The sequence below is a fragment of the Vibrio rotiferianus genome, assembly GCF_002214395.1.
In the GTDB taxonomy this organism is placed as follows: Bacteria; Pseudomonadota; Gammaproteobacteria; order Enterobacterales; family Vibrionaceae; genus Vibrio; species Vibrio rotiferianus.
In genome coordinates this window covers 822,153-836,757 of the sequence record NZ_CP018311.1, presented here as the reverse complement: position 1 = coordinate 836,757, position 14,605 = coordinate 822,153, and the positions used below count along the sequence as shown (strand labels likewise).

The 14,605-nt window shown below is 44.2% G+C and carries 13 protein-coding genes; 6 read left to right on the top strand and 7 right to left on the bottom strand.

The genetic code is table 11. The features are described 5' to 3' along the window. The first annotated feature begins 252 nt into the window (after positions 1 to 252). Positions 253 to 1,062 (top strand): FCD domain-containing protein, encoded by an 810-nt coding sequence (locus BSZ04_RS03915; RefSeq protein ID WP_088879607.1) that lies wholly within the window; start codon positions 253 to 255, stop codon positions 1,060 to 1,062. A gap of 1 nt (position 1,063) precedes the next feature. Here the strand turns inward: BSZ04_RS03915 and BSZ04_RS03910 are convergent, their stop codons facing one another. Continuing rightward, entirely contained in the window at positions 1,064 to 1,594 is a 531-nt protein-coding gene (locus BSZ04_RS03910; protein ID WP_088880236.1) for a YgjV family protein, read from the bottom strand. A gap of 245 nt (positions 1,595 to 1,839) precedes the next feature. Here BSZ04_RS03910 and uidA point away from each other — a divergent pair, with 245 nt between their 5' ends. The 3 genes from uidA to BSZ04_RS03895 all read left to right on the top strand — a co-directional run bounded on the left by uidA (position 1,840) and on the right by BSZ04_RS03895 (position 6,009). Beyond that, positions 1,840 to 3,678: a beta-glucuronidase gene (uidA, locus tag BSZ04_RS03905; RefSeq protein ID WP_088879606.1), complete on the top strand. Its 1,839-nt coding sequence runs from the start codon at positions 1,840 to 1,842 to the stop codon at positions 3,676 to 3,678. 420 nt (positions 3,679 to 4,098) lie between these two features. Beyond that, entirely contained in the window at positions 4,099 to 5,457 is a 1,359-nt protein-coding gene (locus BSZ04_RS03900; RefSeq protein WP_088879605.1) for an MFS transporter, read from the top strand. A 171-nt stretch (positions 5,458 to 5,628) separates the two neighbouring features. Next, on the top strand, positions 5,629 to 6,009 hold the full coding sequence (locus BSZ04_RS03895) for a hypothetical protein (RefSeq protein WP_088880235.1): 381 nt from the start codon (positions 5,629 to 5,631) through the stop codon (positions 6,007 to 6,009). Positions 6,010 to 6,082: 73 nt separating this feature from the next. Here the strand turns inward: BSZ04_RS03895 and BSZ04_RS03890 are convergent, their stop codons facing one another. The 5 genes from BSZ04_RS03890 to BSZ04_RS03870 all read right to left on the bottom strand — a co-directional run bounded on the left by BSZ04_RS03890 (position 6,083) and on the right by BSZ04_RS03870 (position 11,353). After that, positions 6,083 to 6,730: a hypothetical protein gene (locus tag BSZ04_RS03890; RefSeq protein ID WP_088879604.1), complete on the bottom strand. Its 648-nt coding sequence runs from the start codon at positions 6,728 to 6,730 to the stop codon at positions 6,083 to 6,085. 106 nt (positions 6,731 to 6,836) lie between these two features. After that, positions 6,837 to 7,466, bottom strand: a complete 630-nt coding sequence (locus tag BSZ04_RS03885; RefSeq protein ID WP_088879603.1) for a bifunctional 4-hydroxy-2-oxoglutarate aldolase/2-dehydro-3-deoxy-phosphogluconate aldolase — start codon at positions 7,464 to 7,466, stop codon at positions 6,837 to 6,839. Between the two features lie 19 nt (positions 7,467 to 7,485). After that, the gene (locus BSZ04_RS03880) at positions 7,486 to 8,424 is read right to left on the bottom strand and encodes a sugar kinase (protein ID WP_088879602.1); all 939 of its coding nucleotides are present in this window, start codon (positions 8,422 to 8,424) and stop codon (positions 7,486 to 7,488) included. Beyond that, positions 8,421 to 9,842 carry a glucuronate isomerase gene (gene uxaC, locus BSZ04_RS03875; protein ID WP_088879601.1) on the bottom strand — a complete coding sequence of 474 codons (1,422 nt, stop codon included), beginning with the start codon at positions 9,840 to 9,842 and terminating at the stop codon, positions 8,421 to 8,423. The genes BSZ04_RS03880 and uxaC overlap by 4 nt, the downstream gene beginning before the upstream one ends. 50 nt (positions 9,843 to 9,892) lie before the next feature. Then, complete coding sequence (locus tag BSZ04_RS03870; protein ID WP_088879600.1) at positions 9,893 to 11,353, bottom strand: fructuronate reductase; 1,461 nt, start codon at positions 11,351 to 11,353, stop codon at positions 9,893 to 9,895. A gap of 425 nt (positions 11,354 to 11,778) precedes the next feature. Here BSZ04_RS03870 and uxuA point away from each other — a divergent pair, with 425 nt between their 5' ends. Beyond that, positions 11,779 to 12,966, top strand: coding sequence for a mannonate dehydratase (gene uxuA / locus BSZ04_RS03865; protein ID WP_088879599.1), 1,188 nt, complete (start codon positions 11,779 to 11,781; stop codon positions 12,964 to 12,966). A 62-nt stretch (positions 12,967 to 13,028) separates the two neighbouring features. On the opposite strand, the gene BSZ04_RS03860 is transcribed toward uxuA, so the two are convergent. Beyond that, positions 13,029 to 13,919 (bottom strand): LysR family transcriptional regulator, encoded by an 891-nt coding sequence (locus tag BSZ04_RS03860; protein WP_088879598.1) that lies wholly within the window; start codon positions 13,917 to 13,919, stop codon positions 13,029 to 13,031. Between the two features lie 149 nt (positions 13,920 to 14,068). Between BSZ04_RS03860 and BSZ04_RS03855 the strand changes: the two genes are divergently transcribed. Next, a complete protein-coding gene (locus BSZ04_RS03855; protein WP_045371379.1) occupies positions 14,069 to 14,605 on the top strand; it encodes a nuclear transport factor 2 family protein in 537 nt (178 codons plus the stop codon).

Genomic DNA, 14,605 nt, shown 5'->3' with positions numbered 1-14,605 from the left:
GACAATGATCACTAAGCTCCCGGTAGCTATTGCCAAAATTTGAACTCAATAAGAGTTTTAGTAGGGAATTTTGGTATTCCGAATGGTAGAATGTCGTTTTTGAGCCTGATTACAATTGCGTTGGTGTACATGAAAGTACAGAGCGCAGATGAATTGACCATATCGATCATTCAGACTAGTTATGTATTCAAATTTATAGGTATGGATAGTTCGTCGTGAGGAAACGCACGCATAAATAGGATAAAAGTGACAATGTCTAATGAAAGCAAAACAACACAAAATAGCCGTCGCTATGTTTCCATTGGTTTAGATTTACTTAAACAGTTGGAACAAGGAACCTATGAAATTGGTGAACGATTACCAACTGAGCGAGAAATTGCAGAACAGTATGATGTGAGTCGCACGGTTATTCGTGAAGCGATTATCATGCTTGAATTAGAAGGCTTAGTTGAGGTTCGAAAAGGCTCAGGTGTGTATGTTGTGGCACTACCAAACCAAGGCCGAGTCGCAGCCTCTGATGGAGTCGAGACGCTGTCTACATCAGCGTATTTTCTTGAGGGTACAGATATTGGGCCATTTGAGATGCTGCAAGGACGACAACTAATAGAAAGTAACATTGCTGAGTTTGCTGCTACACAAATTACTAAAGCTGAAATCATGAAAATGAGAAAGGTTTTGAACCTTGAGAAGCAAGCTCTTGAGTCTGGTGATTACGCTGAGGATTACGATAAAGAGTTTCATCTGCTCATCGCTAAAGCGAGTAAGAACACTTTTTTAATTGAAGTCTCTGAGCTTATGTGGCGTAAGCGTGCCGAAAGTAAAATGTGGGCGCAACTTCATAGCCATATTGATAGCTCAGAATACCGCCTAAAGTGGTTGGAAGATCATGCAAAAATTCTATCTGCACTTCAGCGTAAAGATCCGCAAGCGGCTAAGTTAGCTATGTGGCAACATTTAGAAAGTGTAAAGAACACGTTGCTCGATTTGTCTGATGTCGAAGATGAGAGTTTTGATGGCTACCTATTTGACTCATATCCGATTTTTAATACCAGCAATGGGTGATTTACCCCTTATTGTTATCTGACATTTCAACCATTGGATTGCGGCGGTAAGAGTTGTACATCGTCGCAATTACTTTCAGGTTCAATGCGATAAAAAGCCCTTCCGTTAATGTCCCACCAATTGAACCTATCAATAAGTTATTGGTAAACCAACAAGTTGAGTTTACTAGGATCAGTAATCGCATTTGTATTCCTTCGCAGCGATAAAGTGCATAGGTTCCAATGCTTGCCCCAATCATTGTGAGAATCTCATGCTCGTATTTCATTGTTGTGAGTCCAATGATCCAAATGATGATGATGAAGAAAATAGCTACCCTTAATGAGTGGGTTTTAGTCGAGAAATAGCTGCGCAGAGCAGCAATCAAAGTGACTGCTGCTGAAGCTAAGCTGCCGAGTAGAATGAAGTGCAACATAATGGTGAGTTGAAACCATGTAAGCCTTCTTTTGAACTGCTCCCCATTTGGATTCCAAAAAGCACTCGCGCCCAGGAAAAGGGCAATAAAACCTATGCATTGTGCTAAATCAATCATCATCGTCAGTTTTCTATTATCGTCTCTCAATTGATTTGCGACATTACCATAGTTCAGTTGGTATACAGGTTGAGCGAATTGGTTTTGTGATTTGGTGCACCAATTGCTGAAAAAACGGTTCTGATGTGATATAGATCGCGGAATTGTCAGGGGTTGGTCTCTATATTGGTATTCCAGTTGCTCGGGGAGATTACCTCGATACCAATATTCACAATAATAAAACTTTATAGATAACGATCGGAGCATTTATGACTGCGTTTTTGTACCCTCAAGAAACCATGACTCGTCGCGTTAAGGATATTAGCGGCATTTGGCGCTTTAAGCTGGATAAGCACAATGAAGGCAGAGAGAATGATTGGAAAGATGGCTTAACTGACACTACAGATATGGCAGTGCCATCAAGTTACAATGATATCTTCACAGAAAAAGAGATGCGCGACCATTGTGGTGATGTGTGGTACGAAACCGACGTGCTTATTCCATCAGAGTGGAAAGATAAAGATATCTTTGTTCGTTTTGGTTCAGCTACTCATAAAGCGACAGTATGGGTTAATGGTGTTGAAGTAGCTTCCCATATTGGTGGCTATATGCCATTCGCTGGTTTATTAAATGACTGCGCAAAATTTGATCAAAAGAACAAGATTGTCGTTGTGGTTAACAACGAGCTATCCCGAACTACTATTCCATGTGGCCACGTTGCAGAATACGAAGATGGCGTTAAAGAGGTGAAACCTTGGTTCGACTTCTTTAACTATGCAGGCATTCACCGCACGGTGAAACTGATGGCTCTACCAAAGCACCGCTTGAGCGATATTACTGTAATTACTGACTTTGAAGGAACAGTCGGTAAAGTTGATTACACGCTTGAAGCTAACTTGCCTGAAGGGGCGAAAGTTAGCGTAAAACTATACGACGCTCAAGGAGTGCCTGTTGCCGAGAGCTCGGGTGAGAAAGGCCAGTTAGTGGTAGAAAATGTGAACTTATGGAAGCCTGGGCAAGGTTACCTATACACATTAGAAACTTCGATTGAAGTAGCAGGTGCAATTGTAGACCAATACCCGCTTGAAGTAGGCATTCGTACAGTTAAGGTTGATGGAACTCAGTTCCTAATTAACAACGAACCTTTTTACTTCAAGGGCTTCGGTAAGCATGAAGATTCCGATCATCGCGGTCGTGGTTACGATCCGGTAGTGAATCTTCGTGATATGGAGCTGATGGATTGGATCAACGCGAACTCTATGCGTACATCTCATTACCCTTACGCAGAAGAATTTATGCAACTAGCAAACCGTCGTGGTTTAGTCGTTATTGATGAAACTCCTGCTGTTGGTCAGTGGGATATGATGTTGAGTGGCGGTGGTATCGCAGGGGCTGGCGCGGGTGCTGGTGGCAATGAAAAGCTGAAGTTCTTTGATAATGAAGATGTAAAAACAGAAGGCTTGGCGGCGCAAAAGCACGCAATTGAAGAGTTGTTTAAGCGTGACAAAAACCACCCTTGTGTCGTGATGTGGTCACTATCGAATGAACCTGATACATCTCAAGAGAGTTCAAACGAGTACTTCCGCCAAGTATTTGAATTTGCGCGTACACAGGACCCGCAAAACCGACCTTTGACCTTTGTTAACTTCATGATGGCTCCTTACGGAAAATGTCATGCTCATCAGCATGCAGACGTCATTTGTCTAAACCGTTACTACGGTTGGTACATCATGGGTGGTATTGAGATGCGTGATGCTGGTAAAGCATTTGCAAAAGAGCTAGCTGGTTGGGCTACCGAAGGCAAACCAATTATCATTACTGAATATGGCGCAGATACGACAGCTGGTGTACACAAGTTACCAAGCGTTCAATGGTCAGAAGAATACCAAGTGGAATACTTAGACCAACAGCATTTTGCATTCGATAGTTGTGATGCGGTTGTTGGCGAGCAAATGTGGAACTTTGCCGACTTCCAAACTTGGGAAGGTATTATCCGTATGGATGGTAACAAAAAAGGTGCGTTCACACGTAACCGTCAGCCTAAGATGGCAGCGCACCACCTACGTAAACGTTGGGCAAAAATACCTGACTTTAAATACAAAAAGTAATTTATCTAAAGAGGGGCTCATGTAGCCCCTTGTTTTTATGTGTGAAGGCTTATCCTGTTCTCGAGCAAGTACGTGTTGGGGATGCAGAATCACTATCTTATTATCAAACCGGCACACCAATTTTTGAAAGGCATAGAATTACGGAACCTTAGTCACAAGTCAGTTATTCCTTTTACCCAATATCAAAGGGCAGTTTTATACTGCCCTTTGTTGTATTTGCTTTGATCTCATTGAGTTCACGAGCACAAGTTTTATAGTGAGATGTGGTTCACCATTTTTTCATAATTGCAATTTTGGTATGCAAAGGGTGAGTTCGAGCACTTATTGGTATTCCAATGTCTTGTATAATTAATCGCATATAAAGCAAGTAGCGCTACTACTGCACCAACTCAAAATACAACGTGAACGTAAGGGAATAAGATGAAAACCATATCCGTATCAAACAAAGTTGGTTATGCCCTAGGGGACTTAGCTAACTCACTGACTTTTGGTATGAGCTCCATGTTTTTGCTGGCTTACTATACTGATGTTCTTGGTATTTCTGCCGCAGCTGCTGGTACGCTATTTTTAGTTGCTCGAATTTGGGATGCGATAAACGATCCTATGATGGGTGCGCTGTGCGATAAGTTATTTGCCAAGCGTCGAGGAGAGAAGTTCCGTCCGTTTTTGCTCAAAGGTAGCTGGCCAGTCATTATTGCTGCGATCCTAGTGTTCTGGGCACCTGAAGGACTGACAGATGTTCAAAAGCTTATTTGGGCATACGTTACATATATTGTTTTTGGTATGGCGTATACTTTTATTAATATCCCTTACGGTTCACTCGCGACGGTAATGACCAACGATCCAGCGGAACGTGCGGGCTTATCTGGTGCTCGTGCTTTCGGTGGCATGATGGGCATGGTCAGCTGTAACATGGTCATGCCTTTCCTACTGTCATTTTTTGCCGATGACCTGTCTAAAGCATACTTGTATGGCGTAACTGCGCTAGGTGTTATCTCGTTCGTTTGTTACTTGCTTGCATACCGAATGACAGAAGAGCATATCAAGCATGATCCAACTGACAATCCTGATTTTGGGTTCAAGGACACCATTAAAACTCTCGGTAAAAATGTTCCATTCTTGTGCGTCAGCGTCGCATCAATGTTGATGCTAACTGCGATGCTGGGCCAGGGAAGTGTTCTTTACTACTACCTATCACTTAACTTAGAGGGAGCGCTTTGGTTTATCTCTTTGACGGCTGTGGTACAAGTCGTAACGACCATCGTTGTTGCTCCAAGTGTTGGTAAATTATCGGCACGCTTTGGCACCAAGAGGTTGATGTTAACGGGCTTTGCTGGTGCTGGTATTGCTTCGATGGTTAGCTTCTTGCTCCCAACAAGCATCTACGGTGCACTCGTGTTTTACATTGTTGGTATGCCATTTATGCTGCTACCAAACATTCTGATCTGGGCGAATGTGGCGGACTGTATTGACTACAACTACGAGATCTCAGGTCAGCGCCAAGAGGGCATCATTTACTCAAGCTACTCTTTCATGCGTAAGATGGGGCAAGCTATTGCTGGTTTTATTGCTGGTATGGGGCTAAGTATGGTCGGCTACAATGCTTCGTTAGACGTGCAGGCTGAGTCAACTCTGATGGGTATCAAAGCCTTTATGTTTGCGATGCCAAGTATCGCAATGGCAGGATGCTTTATCTTGTATTACTTCTTCTGGAACCTTGAACCAAAAGTAGCTCCGGTTGAAGACAAGCCAAACGAGGCGGATGCGCAAACAGTTTAAGGATCCCCAAAAGGCACTGATTGCACCTGACATCAGTGCCTTTTTTGTTTCTAACCACATGCATAAGCAATGCATGGCTGAATAAAAAAGGTCTGGAAACGAACAAGTGAATGAATGGGTGCAAAAAGGATAGGTGCTCCTAATAGGCACACAAAATGGTTAGGACTGAAAATGAATAACTTTGCCAATGTACTGAACTGGACTGACGAACAGATTCCACATCGATTGTGGATTGAAAAACAAGAAGATGAAACTACACGTTTGTGTATGAAGATCGTAAAAGATACAGAGCCGGAGATGTTATATCTCAAATTAGATGCTAGCCAAACTTGCATTTTGAACGCGTGGCAAGGAGGAGCATTCCCCATCACTGAAGCATATGACGATGGCCGGGTTTACAGTCAAGTTCGTAGCTTGTTAAATCTACCCACTGGCTGTGTATTGTGGTCTCTGACTCATGTTTTGTTGCCGGATGGCAAAAAGATCTCTACCGATAAGCTCGGATTTATTCCGAATATGCATCAAAAAAATGGACACTTAATGCCTGTTTAACTTGATGCTAAAGAAAGCCCTTTTGCCATCGCCGATGACAAAGGGGCTTTTTAATGCCGGTTTTGCTCAGTCGTCAGTTTGCGAGTGACTGAACTCCCATTATGGGGCTAGCGATGACAGGTATGAATGGGTGGCTGAAGGTTGCGGCAGGAGCCATAGAAGCCTGAGCAAGTAGAATCACGCTATTGGAAGGGGCGCTTTCTAGTATTGATTCGATGGTGTTGGATATGGCGTCAATATACGCACCATGATCGCCGTTATTATAGTAATGCCAAGCGTTGGGTACGATTGTGACGTCTATCTTCTCACAAACTGAGAGGGGGTCATCTGCAGCACATTGGCACACCAGTTTATAGGTCGGCTCGACGGTACTCTCTGCCGTTGCAAGAATATGGATGTTTCTAAATTTGACCGCTTTCATTGCCATTGGTTTATCGATGCGGACTACCTTTGCATTCTGTACTGGGCTGGTTTCTGCATATTCACCAATACTTGAGCAAGTGCAAACAATGAGGTCAAAGCCTTGGTTATCGATGTTTCTGATTGCTGCATGAACGAGTTTTTCTATCTTTTTAGATGGCATATTACCCATAGCATGGTCGAGCAATGACTCATCAAGGAAGTTTTTTGTTTGTATGTCTGGTGAGCAGAGAAGTGTTTCAATATAGGGTTGGAAGAGAGTGATGTTGGCGCGCAATGTATATAAAAAAGCGATTTTCATAAGTTGTCTTGGGCAAAAAAGGCTTCCAATGAAAGTGGAAGCCTTGAGTGGAGCGAGATTACTAGGAAGTATTTTAAAATGAGCACAGCCACATGGGTTGTGTTCTTTATTGAGTGACCAGTTGAGCGGCTTCGCGAGTAAGCTTGGCAATTTCGTCCCAGCGCCCTTCATTGATCATTTTCTTGTCAACCATCCACGTACCACCACATGCGATGACTCGGTCAAGGCTTAGGTAATCATTTACGTTGTTAGGATTTATGCCTCCTGTCGGCATCACTTGGATCTGTGTATAAGGTGCTAGAAGCGATTTCAACATGTTGATACCGCCAGAAGCTTCAGCAGGGAAGAACTTAACGGTAGTAATGCCTAGCTCAAGTGCCGCTTCAACCGCGCTTGGGTTATTGACTCCTGGGACGATATCTATACCAATTTCCTGGCAGGCTTTAACCGTGTTTGGGTTCAAGCCAGGAGAAACAACAAATGTAGCGCCAGCTTCTTTGGCCGCGATTGCTTGTTCTCTGTTTAATACAGTGCCGGCACCGATTAACATGTCTGGTCGTGCTTCTCTTAATAGGCGAATAGCTTCTACAGCAGCATCGGAACGAAAGGTAATTTCTGCTGCCGGGAGGCCGTTTTCAGCCAGTGCTTTACCTAGAGGAATAATGTCTTCTGCTCGGTCGATGGCAATCACTGGAATTACTTTGATTTCAGCAAGTTGCTCTGTGATGGTTTTCATTTCTATTATCCTTTAAATATCATCGAGAAAACTGAATGTGCTGCATGGTGTCAGCCGGAATGATTGCACCTTTGTGTTGTATCACTAACCCTGCTAGTCGATGCCCTTGCTCTGAACAAATTGTCGGGGTCTTGCCCAGCAACCAACCAGCCAAAAAACCGGCATTAAATGAGTCACCAGCAGAGGTTGTATCAATAACTTTTTCTATCGGTTGAGTAGGAATTTCTAAGATTTCATTGTTTTTGAAATTACAGAAAATATTTCCTTTTGACCCCATCTTTAACGCAACTTGTTTTACGCCTTGGTCTTTTAATCTTTGGAGTGATGCTGTTTCATTTTTGTCACCCCAGAGGTTTTGCTCATCATCATTGGTAACCAAAGCAAGATCGGTAATCTCAAACATTTGACGATAGAAATAACGAGCTTCCTCTGCTTTTTCCCAAAGCGCTGGACGATAATTGGTATCAAAGGCTATTTCGACACCTTGCGATTTAAGTTGGGTTAACAGGCCTATCAATCGCGTTCGATCATCACGAGGCAACACCGCTAAGCTGATACCACTCAAATACACCATATCAACGTGAGGCAGAGCCTGTTCAACACAAGGAAAGTTAGGGTGTTGCAGTAGGTATCGAGCGGCGGATTGATTGCGCCAGTAGAGAAACGTTCTCTCACCTTCACTATCTAGTTGGATTAGGTATAACCCGGGTTGACGTTTGTCATCACGTAAGACTAAATCGGTGTTGATACCTTCGCGTTGCCATCGCTCGATCATGCCGTGGCTAACAGCATCTTGCCCAAGTGCAGAAACGTATTGAATATCGATCTGCTTGTCTGTAGTGCGAGCTAAATAAATTGCGCTGTTGAGTGAGTCCCCGCCGTAGGCTTGTTGCATGGGCCCAAAAGGCTCGCCATTCAACTCAATCATGCACTCCCCAATAATCGCGATACGTTTCATACTTGCTCTCCTGGTAGGGTGAAGTAACGCTTCGCATTGAAGTAACACACGTTTTCAACCATTTGACTCAGTAGCTTGATGTCATTTGGTACTTCACCTTTTACAACCCATTTCCCAATCAAATTGCATAGAATTCGACGGAAATATTCGTGGCGTGTGTATGACAAGAATGAGCGAGAGTCAGTCAGCATGCCCACAAAGTGGCTTAACAACCCTAGCTGAGAAAGCTGCTGCATTTGCCTTTCCATTCCGTCTTTTTGATCGTTAAACCACCAACCAGAGCCAAACTGGATCTTGCCTGCTACGCCACCGCCTTGGAAGTTACCAATCATGGTTGCCATCATCTCGTTGTCTCTTGGGTTTAGGCAGTACAGGATAGTTTTAGGTAGCTCATTGGATTGATCCATTTCATCAAGGATGTGTGCGAGCTCGAAAGCAAAAGGACGATCGCCAATGGAATCGAAACCTGCATCTGCTCCTAACAAAGCAAACATACGTGAGCTGTTATTGCGTTGAGCCCCAATGTGCAGCTGCATAACCCAACCGCGTTTAGCGTATTGCTTGCCAAGCCATACTTGAACAGCTGTGGTAAATTGGTTGATCTCTACTTCGCTGAGAGTTTGATTGCCGAGACGGCGGTTAAGAATCTCATCAAGATCACTTTCGTTAGGGATTGGAGCGTAACGAACCACTTCAATACCGTGATCAGCTGCGCGGCAACCATGCAACGCAAAATAATCAAGACGAATTTCAAGTGCTTGCAGAAGGTCTGAAAAGCGACGAATTTCGATGTCTGCAGTCTCACCAAGTAATGACATGTACTCATTAAAGCCATCTAGCTCTATTTTGAATGCTCGATCTGGGCGCCAACTTGGTGCAACCTCAATATCAAAGTTCTTCTCTGCTGCGATTGCTTTGTGATGTTCTAAGGTATGAATCGGATCGTCGGTGGTGCCCGCCATCACGACGTTCATTTGCTTCATAATGCCACGCGCGGAGAAGTCAGCCGACTGCAATAGCTCATTACCATGATGCCAAATGGAGTCGGCACTCTCTGGACCAAATAAGATGCCTGAGATACCAAAAGGGCGTCTAAGTTCAAGGTGAGTCCAATGATAAAGTGGGTTCCCTAAGGTTTGCGGGACAGTCTTGGCCCATGCTTGAAACTTTGCAAGGTCAGATGCGTCACCTGTAATTTGTGTTTCAGGGATACCGGCTGCACGCATTGCTCGCCATTTATAGTGATCGCCTTCTAACCAAATTTGGCTGAGGTTTTCAAATCGGCGGTTTTCGGCTACGTCTTTTGGATTTAAGTGACAGTGATAGTCATAAATAGGAAGGTGTTTCGCGCAGTTATGGTAAAGATCGCGCGCGACGTCTGTTTCTAACAAAAAGTCTTCACATAAAAAGGTTTTCATAAGAGATCTCCAGCCCAAGCAAAAATCAAAGTCTGCTTGGGCAGTTTGAATTAAAGCGTAGCGACCGCTGCACGAGCGCCTTTAGTCAGGATAAGCTGAAATGCTTTGGTCACTTCTTTAACAAAGCTTTCGTTTTTGATGAGGTCGGTGCCAAAAATCGCTTCGATAGACAACAGTTCTTTGACGATAGAAGTGTCAATGCCATGTTCGGCAAAGATAGTCTGGAATTTTTCTCTCATTGGATCTCTCACGTCGATTTCTTGACCTTTTTCATCAGTGCCTGCGGTATAACGCATCCATCCAGCGATCCCCATAGCAAGCCAGCGGTAATCAGTTTGATTGGCAAGGTGGAATCGTAGGGAGCCGCCCATGCGTTGAGGAATTTTTTGGCTTCCGTCCATCGCAATTTGCCAAGTTTGGTGTTTTAGGCTTGGGTTTGTGAAACGTTCAATTAGCAGTTTTGCGTATGCTTCAAGATCGGTACCTTCTGGCATTGATAGGGTTGGAGCCTGTGCTTTTAACATCATATCCAGTGCGGCTTTGCGATAGTTTTCATTGGTCATGGTGTCAGAGATGTGCTCATAGCCACCCAAGTAACCTAAATAAGCCAAGAATGAGTGGCTCCCATTGAGCATGCGAAGCTTCATCTCTTCAAATGGGACGACATCTTTAACAAATTCCGCGCCAGCGACATTCCATGCAGGGCGACCGTTTACAAAGTTGTCTTCGATAACCCATTGACGGAAAGGCTCACAGGCAATGCCGCATGGGTCCTGATGGCCAATCAGTTTGGCGATCTCTTGTAGTGTCTCAGGAGTTGCGGCTGGAACAATACGGTCAACCATGGTGCATGGGAAAGAAACATTTGCTTCAATCCATCCGGCCAGCTCAATATCTATGAGTTGTGCAAAATCTAGGATTGCAGCTCTTGCAACGTGACCGTTCTCTTGTACGTTGTCACAAGACATCACAGTGAATGGTTTAAGTCCGGCTTGTTTACGTAACCTTAGGGCTTCAACGATATAACCAATGGCTGAGCTTGGAGAGTGAGGTGTTGCTAGGTCTTGTTGAATCAGAGGATTTGTTTTGTCTAATCGACCTGTCGCAGGGTCTGCACAGTAACCTTTTTCAGTGATTGTCATGGATACGATGGCTACTTGCTCTTCGACCATTTTACTTAACACCGCTTCCTTACCGTCAAGAGTCGGGTGAAGAGACTCGGTTACTGAGCCTATCAATTTTACTTCGGTTGATTTCGCCCCTTTTTCTGCAACGGTGTAAAGGTGATCTTGTGCTCGCAATTGAGTGATAAGCTCTTCACCACCAAACAAATTGATTTCACAAATACCCCAATCACTGCCCGTTTTTTCAAGCATCTCATTTGTAAATAATGCCTGGTGTGCTCGATGGAATGCGCCAAAACCTAAGTGGACAATACGGCTCTTGAGGTTAGAGCGTGAGAAGGTTGGCTGAGTTAATTGAGTAAAACGGTCAGTAGAAAGCGTGGTCATTGTGTTCTCCATCTAAACACGGCATGCGGTCAGCGGTGCTAAAAGTGTCTTAAATCTAATTGTTAAACGCTCATTTTGATAATTGGTTTACCAAAATAAAATTGGTGATTTATTACTTCTATGAACCTTTAACTTCTTTTTATCGCTGGATATATATAGTCTGCCCAACGAAATTGATATCCCGCATTATAAGTTTAAATTGAATTTGGTATGCGTGATTGTGATCACAAATGCTTTGGTATGCCAAATTTGGGGTGTTTTTCGTGATTTTGGTCAATCAATTGTATGTTGGTGTTTGACTGATTATAGCCTAAGTATCAGTATTTCTGTGCGTTTGGGGGATGTTGTTATTGGTATACCATTAATCAAAGTACGGTAGGCATAACTCTTCTCCATGTTGAATAGTAAGAATGAAAGGTATCGATATGGAACAAACTTGGCGTTGGTACGGTCCGAACGACCCTGTATCTCTTGACGACATCCGTCAAGCTGGCGCAACAGGCATCGTGAATGCCTTACACCACATTCCAAATGGTGAAGTGTGGTCAAAAGAAGAGATTTTAAAGCGTAAAGCCATCATCGAAGAGAAAGGCTTAACGTGGTCGGTGGTTGAAAGTGTTCCTGTTCACGAAGAAATCAAAACTCAGACGGGCAACTTCCAACAGTGGATCGACAACTACAAACAAACGTTGCGTAATCTAGCAGAGTGCGGCGTAGATACGGTCTGCTACAACTTTATGCCAGTACTCGACTGGACACGTACTGACCTAGAATTTGAAATGCCGGATGGCTCTAAAGCGCTACGCTTTGACCAAATCGCATTTGCCGCATTTGAGCTGCACATTCTTAAACGCCCGGGCTCAGAGGCGGATTACACCGAAGCTGAGCAAGCTCAAGCGCTTGAGTACTTCAACAACATGACGGCGGAGCAAATTCAACAACTGACAAGCAACATCATTGCTGGTCTGCCAGGTGCAGAAGAAGGTTACACGTTAGAAGAGTTCCAAGCACAATTGGACCGCTACGCTGGTATCAGCAAAGACAAACTACGTGAGCACATGGCGTACTTCTTGGCGGAGTTAATGCCAGTGTGTGAAGCGCATGGTTTGAAGCTAGCCGTACACCCAGACGATCCACCGCGCCCAATTCTTGGTTTGCCGCGCATCGTTTCAACCATCGAAGACATCGACTGGTTAACCGAAAAAGTACCGAGCAAGATGAACGGTTTAACCATGTGTACCGGTTCTTACGGTGTGCGTGGTGATAACGACCTAGTTAAGATGATCAAAAAGCATGGCGATCGTGTTTACTTCACTCACTTGCGTTCAACCAAGCGTGAAGAAAGCAACCCGATGACATTCCATGAAGCCGCGCACCTAGATGGCGATGTGGATATGTACAACGTAGTGATGGCGATTTTGGATGAAGAACAACGCCGCGCAGAAGTAGGCGATCACCGTTTGATCCCAATGCGCCCTGACCATGGTCATCAAATGCTGGATGACTTGAAGAAGAAGACCAACCCAGGCTACTCAGCCATCGGTCGCTTGAAAGGCCTGGCTGAAGTGCGCGGTCTGGAAATGGCACTAAAACGCGCTTTCTATACCAAATAACGATTTACAATGTAAAACCACTTTTAAAAGCGCAGAGTTTTGGCTCTGCGCTTTTCTTGTTTCTAGTCGCCGTTGGGAAGCTTTTCTTTGAGATAATCAATCAAGCAACGAACCTTAAGAGGCGTATAACGGCTTTGTAAGTACACAGCATTGAACGGTAAATTTTGCCCTGTGTAGTCGCTCATCAATTGCGTCAGTCGCCCTTCTTTTAAGTGATGTTCAACCATCCAAATCGGAAGAATGACAATCCCCATTCCGGTTAACGCGACCTCTAGTAAGACATCCCCATTGTCGCTTTGAAAATTACCATTTACCGCGACGGCATGTTTCTGATTTTGCTTGGTAAAGCTCCATACATTAATGTCTTTCATCCGCGAATAAACCAAACAATTGTGTTGTTTTAAGTCTTCAGGAGTTTTGGGTTCACCGTGCTGTTGTAAATAATTCGGCGCGGCTAAAACGAGCATTGGGTTATCAAACAAATGGCGCGCAATCAGCGTCGAGTCTTCCAGTTGTTTAGCTCGAATTGCGACATCTATCCCATCACTGATCAAGTCGGTGTGCTGGTCACTGAGCTGTAAATCCATCTTGATATCAGGATAACGTTGGAAAAACTCTGCCATGATAGGGGCAAGCAGAATGCGACCAAACGCCACTGGTGCTGAGATGCGAATCGTTCCCTGTGGAGAAGCCACCTCCGATCTTGCCTCTGCTTCGGCTTCATCCAGTTCACCTAAAATATCCACGCAAGTTTGATAATACTTCGCGCCCGCAGGCGTTAAAGCATGATCGCGACTGCTTCGAGCGAGGAGTTTGACGCCGATTTTCTTCTCTAACGCTGCCACTTTTTTACTGATCGTCGTTTGTGAGGTATTCATCTCACGACCTGTGGCAGAAAAGCTGCCCGTTTGTACTACTCGAACAAATGCGCGCATTGCACTTAGTTGGTCCATTAGTGTTCTCAATTATTCCAAATAAGCATAGATGCTAGTCATTGTAGCTCAGTTTTAGTCGATATTGGTTGGTTCTAAGATACATCCCAAGCCGAGAGACAAATCGGTAAGAAAGATTAACCAAGATTGATTCGCCAATGGAGGCGCTTATGGACATGCAACAAAAACTGCAACTACTACTTGATAAACAAGATATTACTGAAGTGATTTTCCGTCATGCTCGCTCTTTAGATCGTATGGACGCAGATCTGATGAAGTCCACCTACTGGGAAGATGCCATTGAAGACCATCAAGACCCAATCTTCCCAGATTTGTTTTTCTATAACGACAATGCCCACGCTTTTGTTGAACCAGCAATGAAAGGGTTTGAAGCAATCAAAATTACACAGCACCGCATCAGCAACGTTCTCATCGAAGTAGATGGTGATACAGCAACTGCAGAGAGCTATGTGTGGGCGTACCACGTGCATGAAGAAGATGGCGTGGACAAAGAAGGCATTTTAGGTGGGCGTCACCTGTACCGTTTTGAACGTCGTGATGGTGTTTGGAAAATGGTACACCGTTTTACCGCTTTTGATTGGAACCAAAACCAAGATGCGAGCGCAGTGTGGTCCCCAAACTTTGAAGATAAGTACGTAGGTAAACGCAACAAATCTGACGAAAGTTACGAATACATTCAACGATAA

Bases quoted from the DNA above. Each gene is read 5' to 3' on its own strand.
- BSZ04_RS03860 (WP_088879598.1), bottom strand. From the start codon at position 13,919: ATGGACCAACTAAGTGCAATGCGCGCATTTGTTCGAGTAGTACAAACG.
- BSZ04_RS03855 (WP_045371379.1), top strand. From the start codon at position 14,069: ATGGACATGCAACAAAAACTGCAACTACTACTTGATAAACAAGATATT.
- uidA (WP_088879606.1), top strand. From the start codon at position 1,840: ATGACTGCGTTTTTGTACCCTCAAGAAACCATGACTCGTCGCGTTAAG.
- BSZ04_RS03915 (WP_088879607.1), top strand. From the start codon at position 253: ATGTCTAATGAAAGCAAAACAACACAAAATAGCCGTCGCTATGTTTCC.
- uxuA (WP_088879599.1), top strand. From the start codon at position 11,779: ATGGAACAAACTTGGCGTTGGTACGGTCCGAACGACCCTGTATCTCTT.
- BSZ04_RS03895 (WP_088880235.1), top strand. From the start codon at position 5,629: ATGAATAACTTTGCCAATGTACTGAACTGGACTGACGAACAGATTCCA.
- BSZ04_RS03880 (WP_088879602.1), bottom strand. From the start codon at position 8,424: ATGAAACGTATCGCGATTATTGGGGAGTGCATGATTGAGTTGAATGGC.
- BSZ04_RS03870 (WP_088879600.1), bottom strand. From the start codon at position 11,353: ATGACCACGCTTTCTACTGACCGTTTTACTCAATTAACTCAGCCAACC.
- BSZ04_RS03890 (WP_088879604.1), bottom strand. From the start codon at position 6,730: ATGAAAATCGCTTTTTTATATACATTGCGCGCCAACATCACTCTCTTC.
- BSZ04_RS03900 (WP_088879605.1), top strand. From the start codon at position 4,099: ATGAAAACCATATCCGTATCAAACAAAGTTGGTTATGCCCTAGGGGAC.
- uxaC (WP_088879601.1), bottom strand. From the start codon at position 9,842: ATGAAAACCTTTTTATGTGAAGACTTTTTGTTAGAAACAGACGTCGCG.
- BSZ04_RS03885 (WP_088879603.1), bottom strand. From the start codon at position 7,466: ATGAAAACCATCACAGAGCAACTTGCTGAAATCAAAGTAATTCCAGTG.
- BSZ04_RS03910 (WP_088880236.1), bottom strand. From the start codon at position 1,594: ATGATGATTGATTTAGCACAATGCATAGGTTTTATTGCCCTTTTCCTG.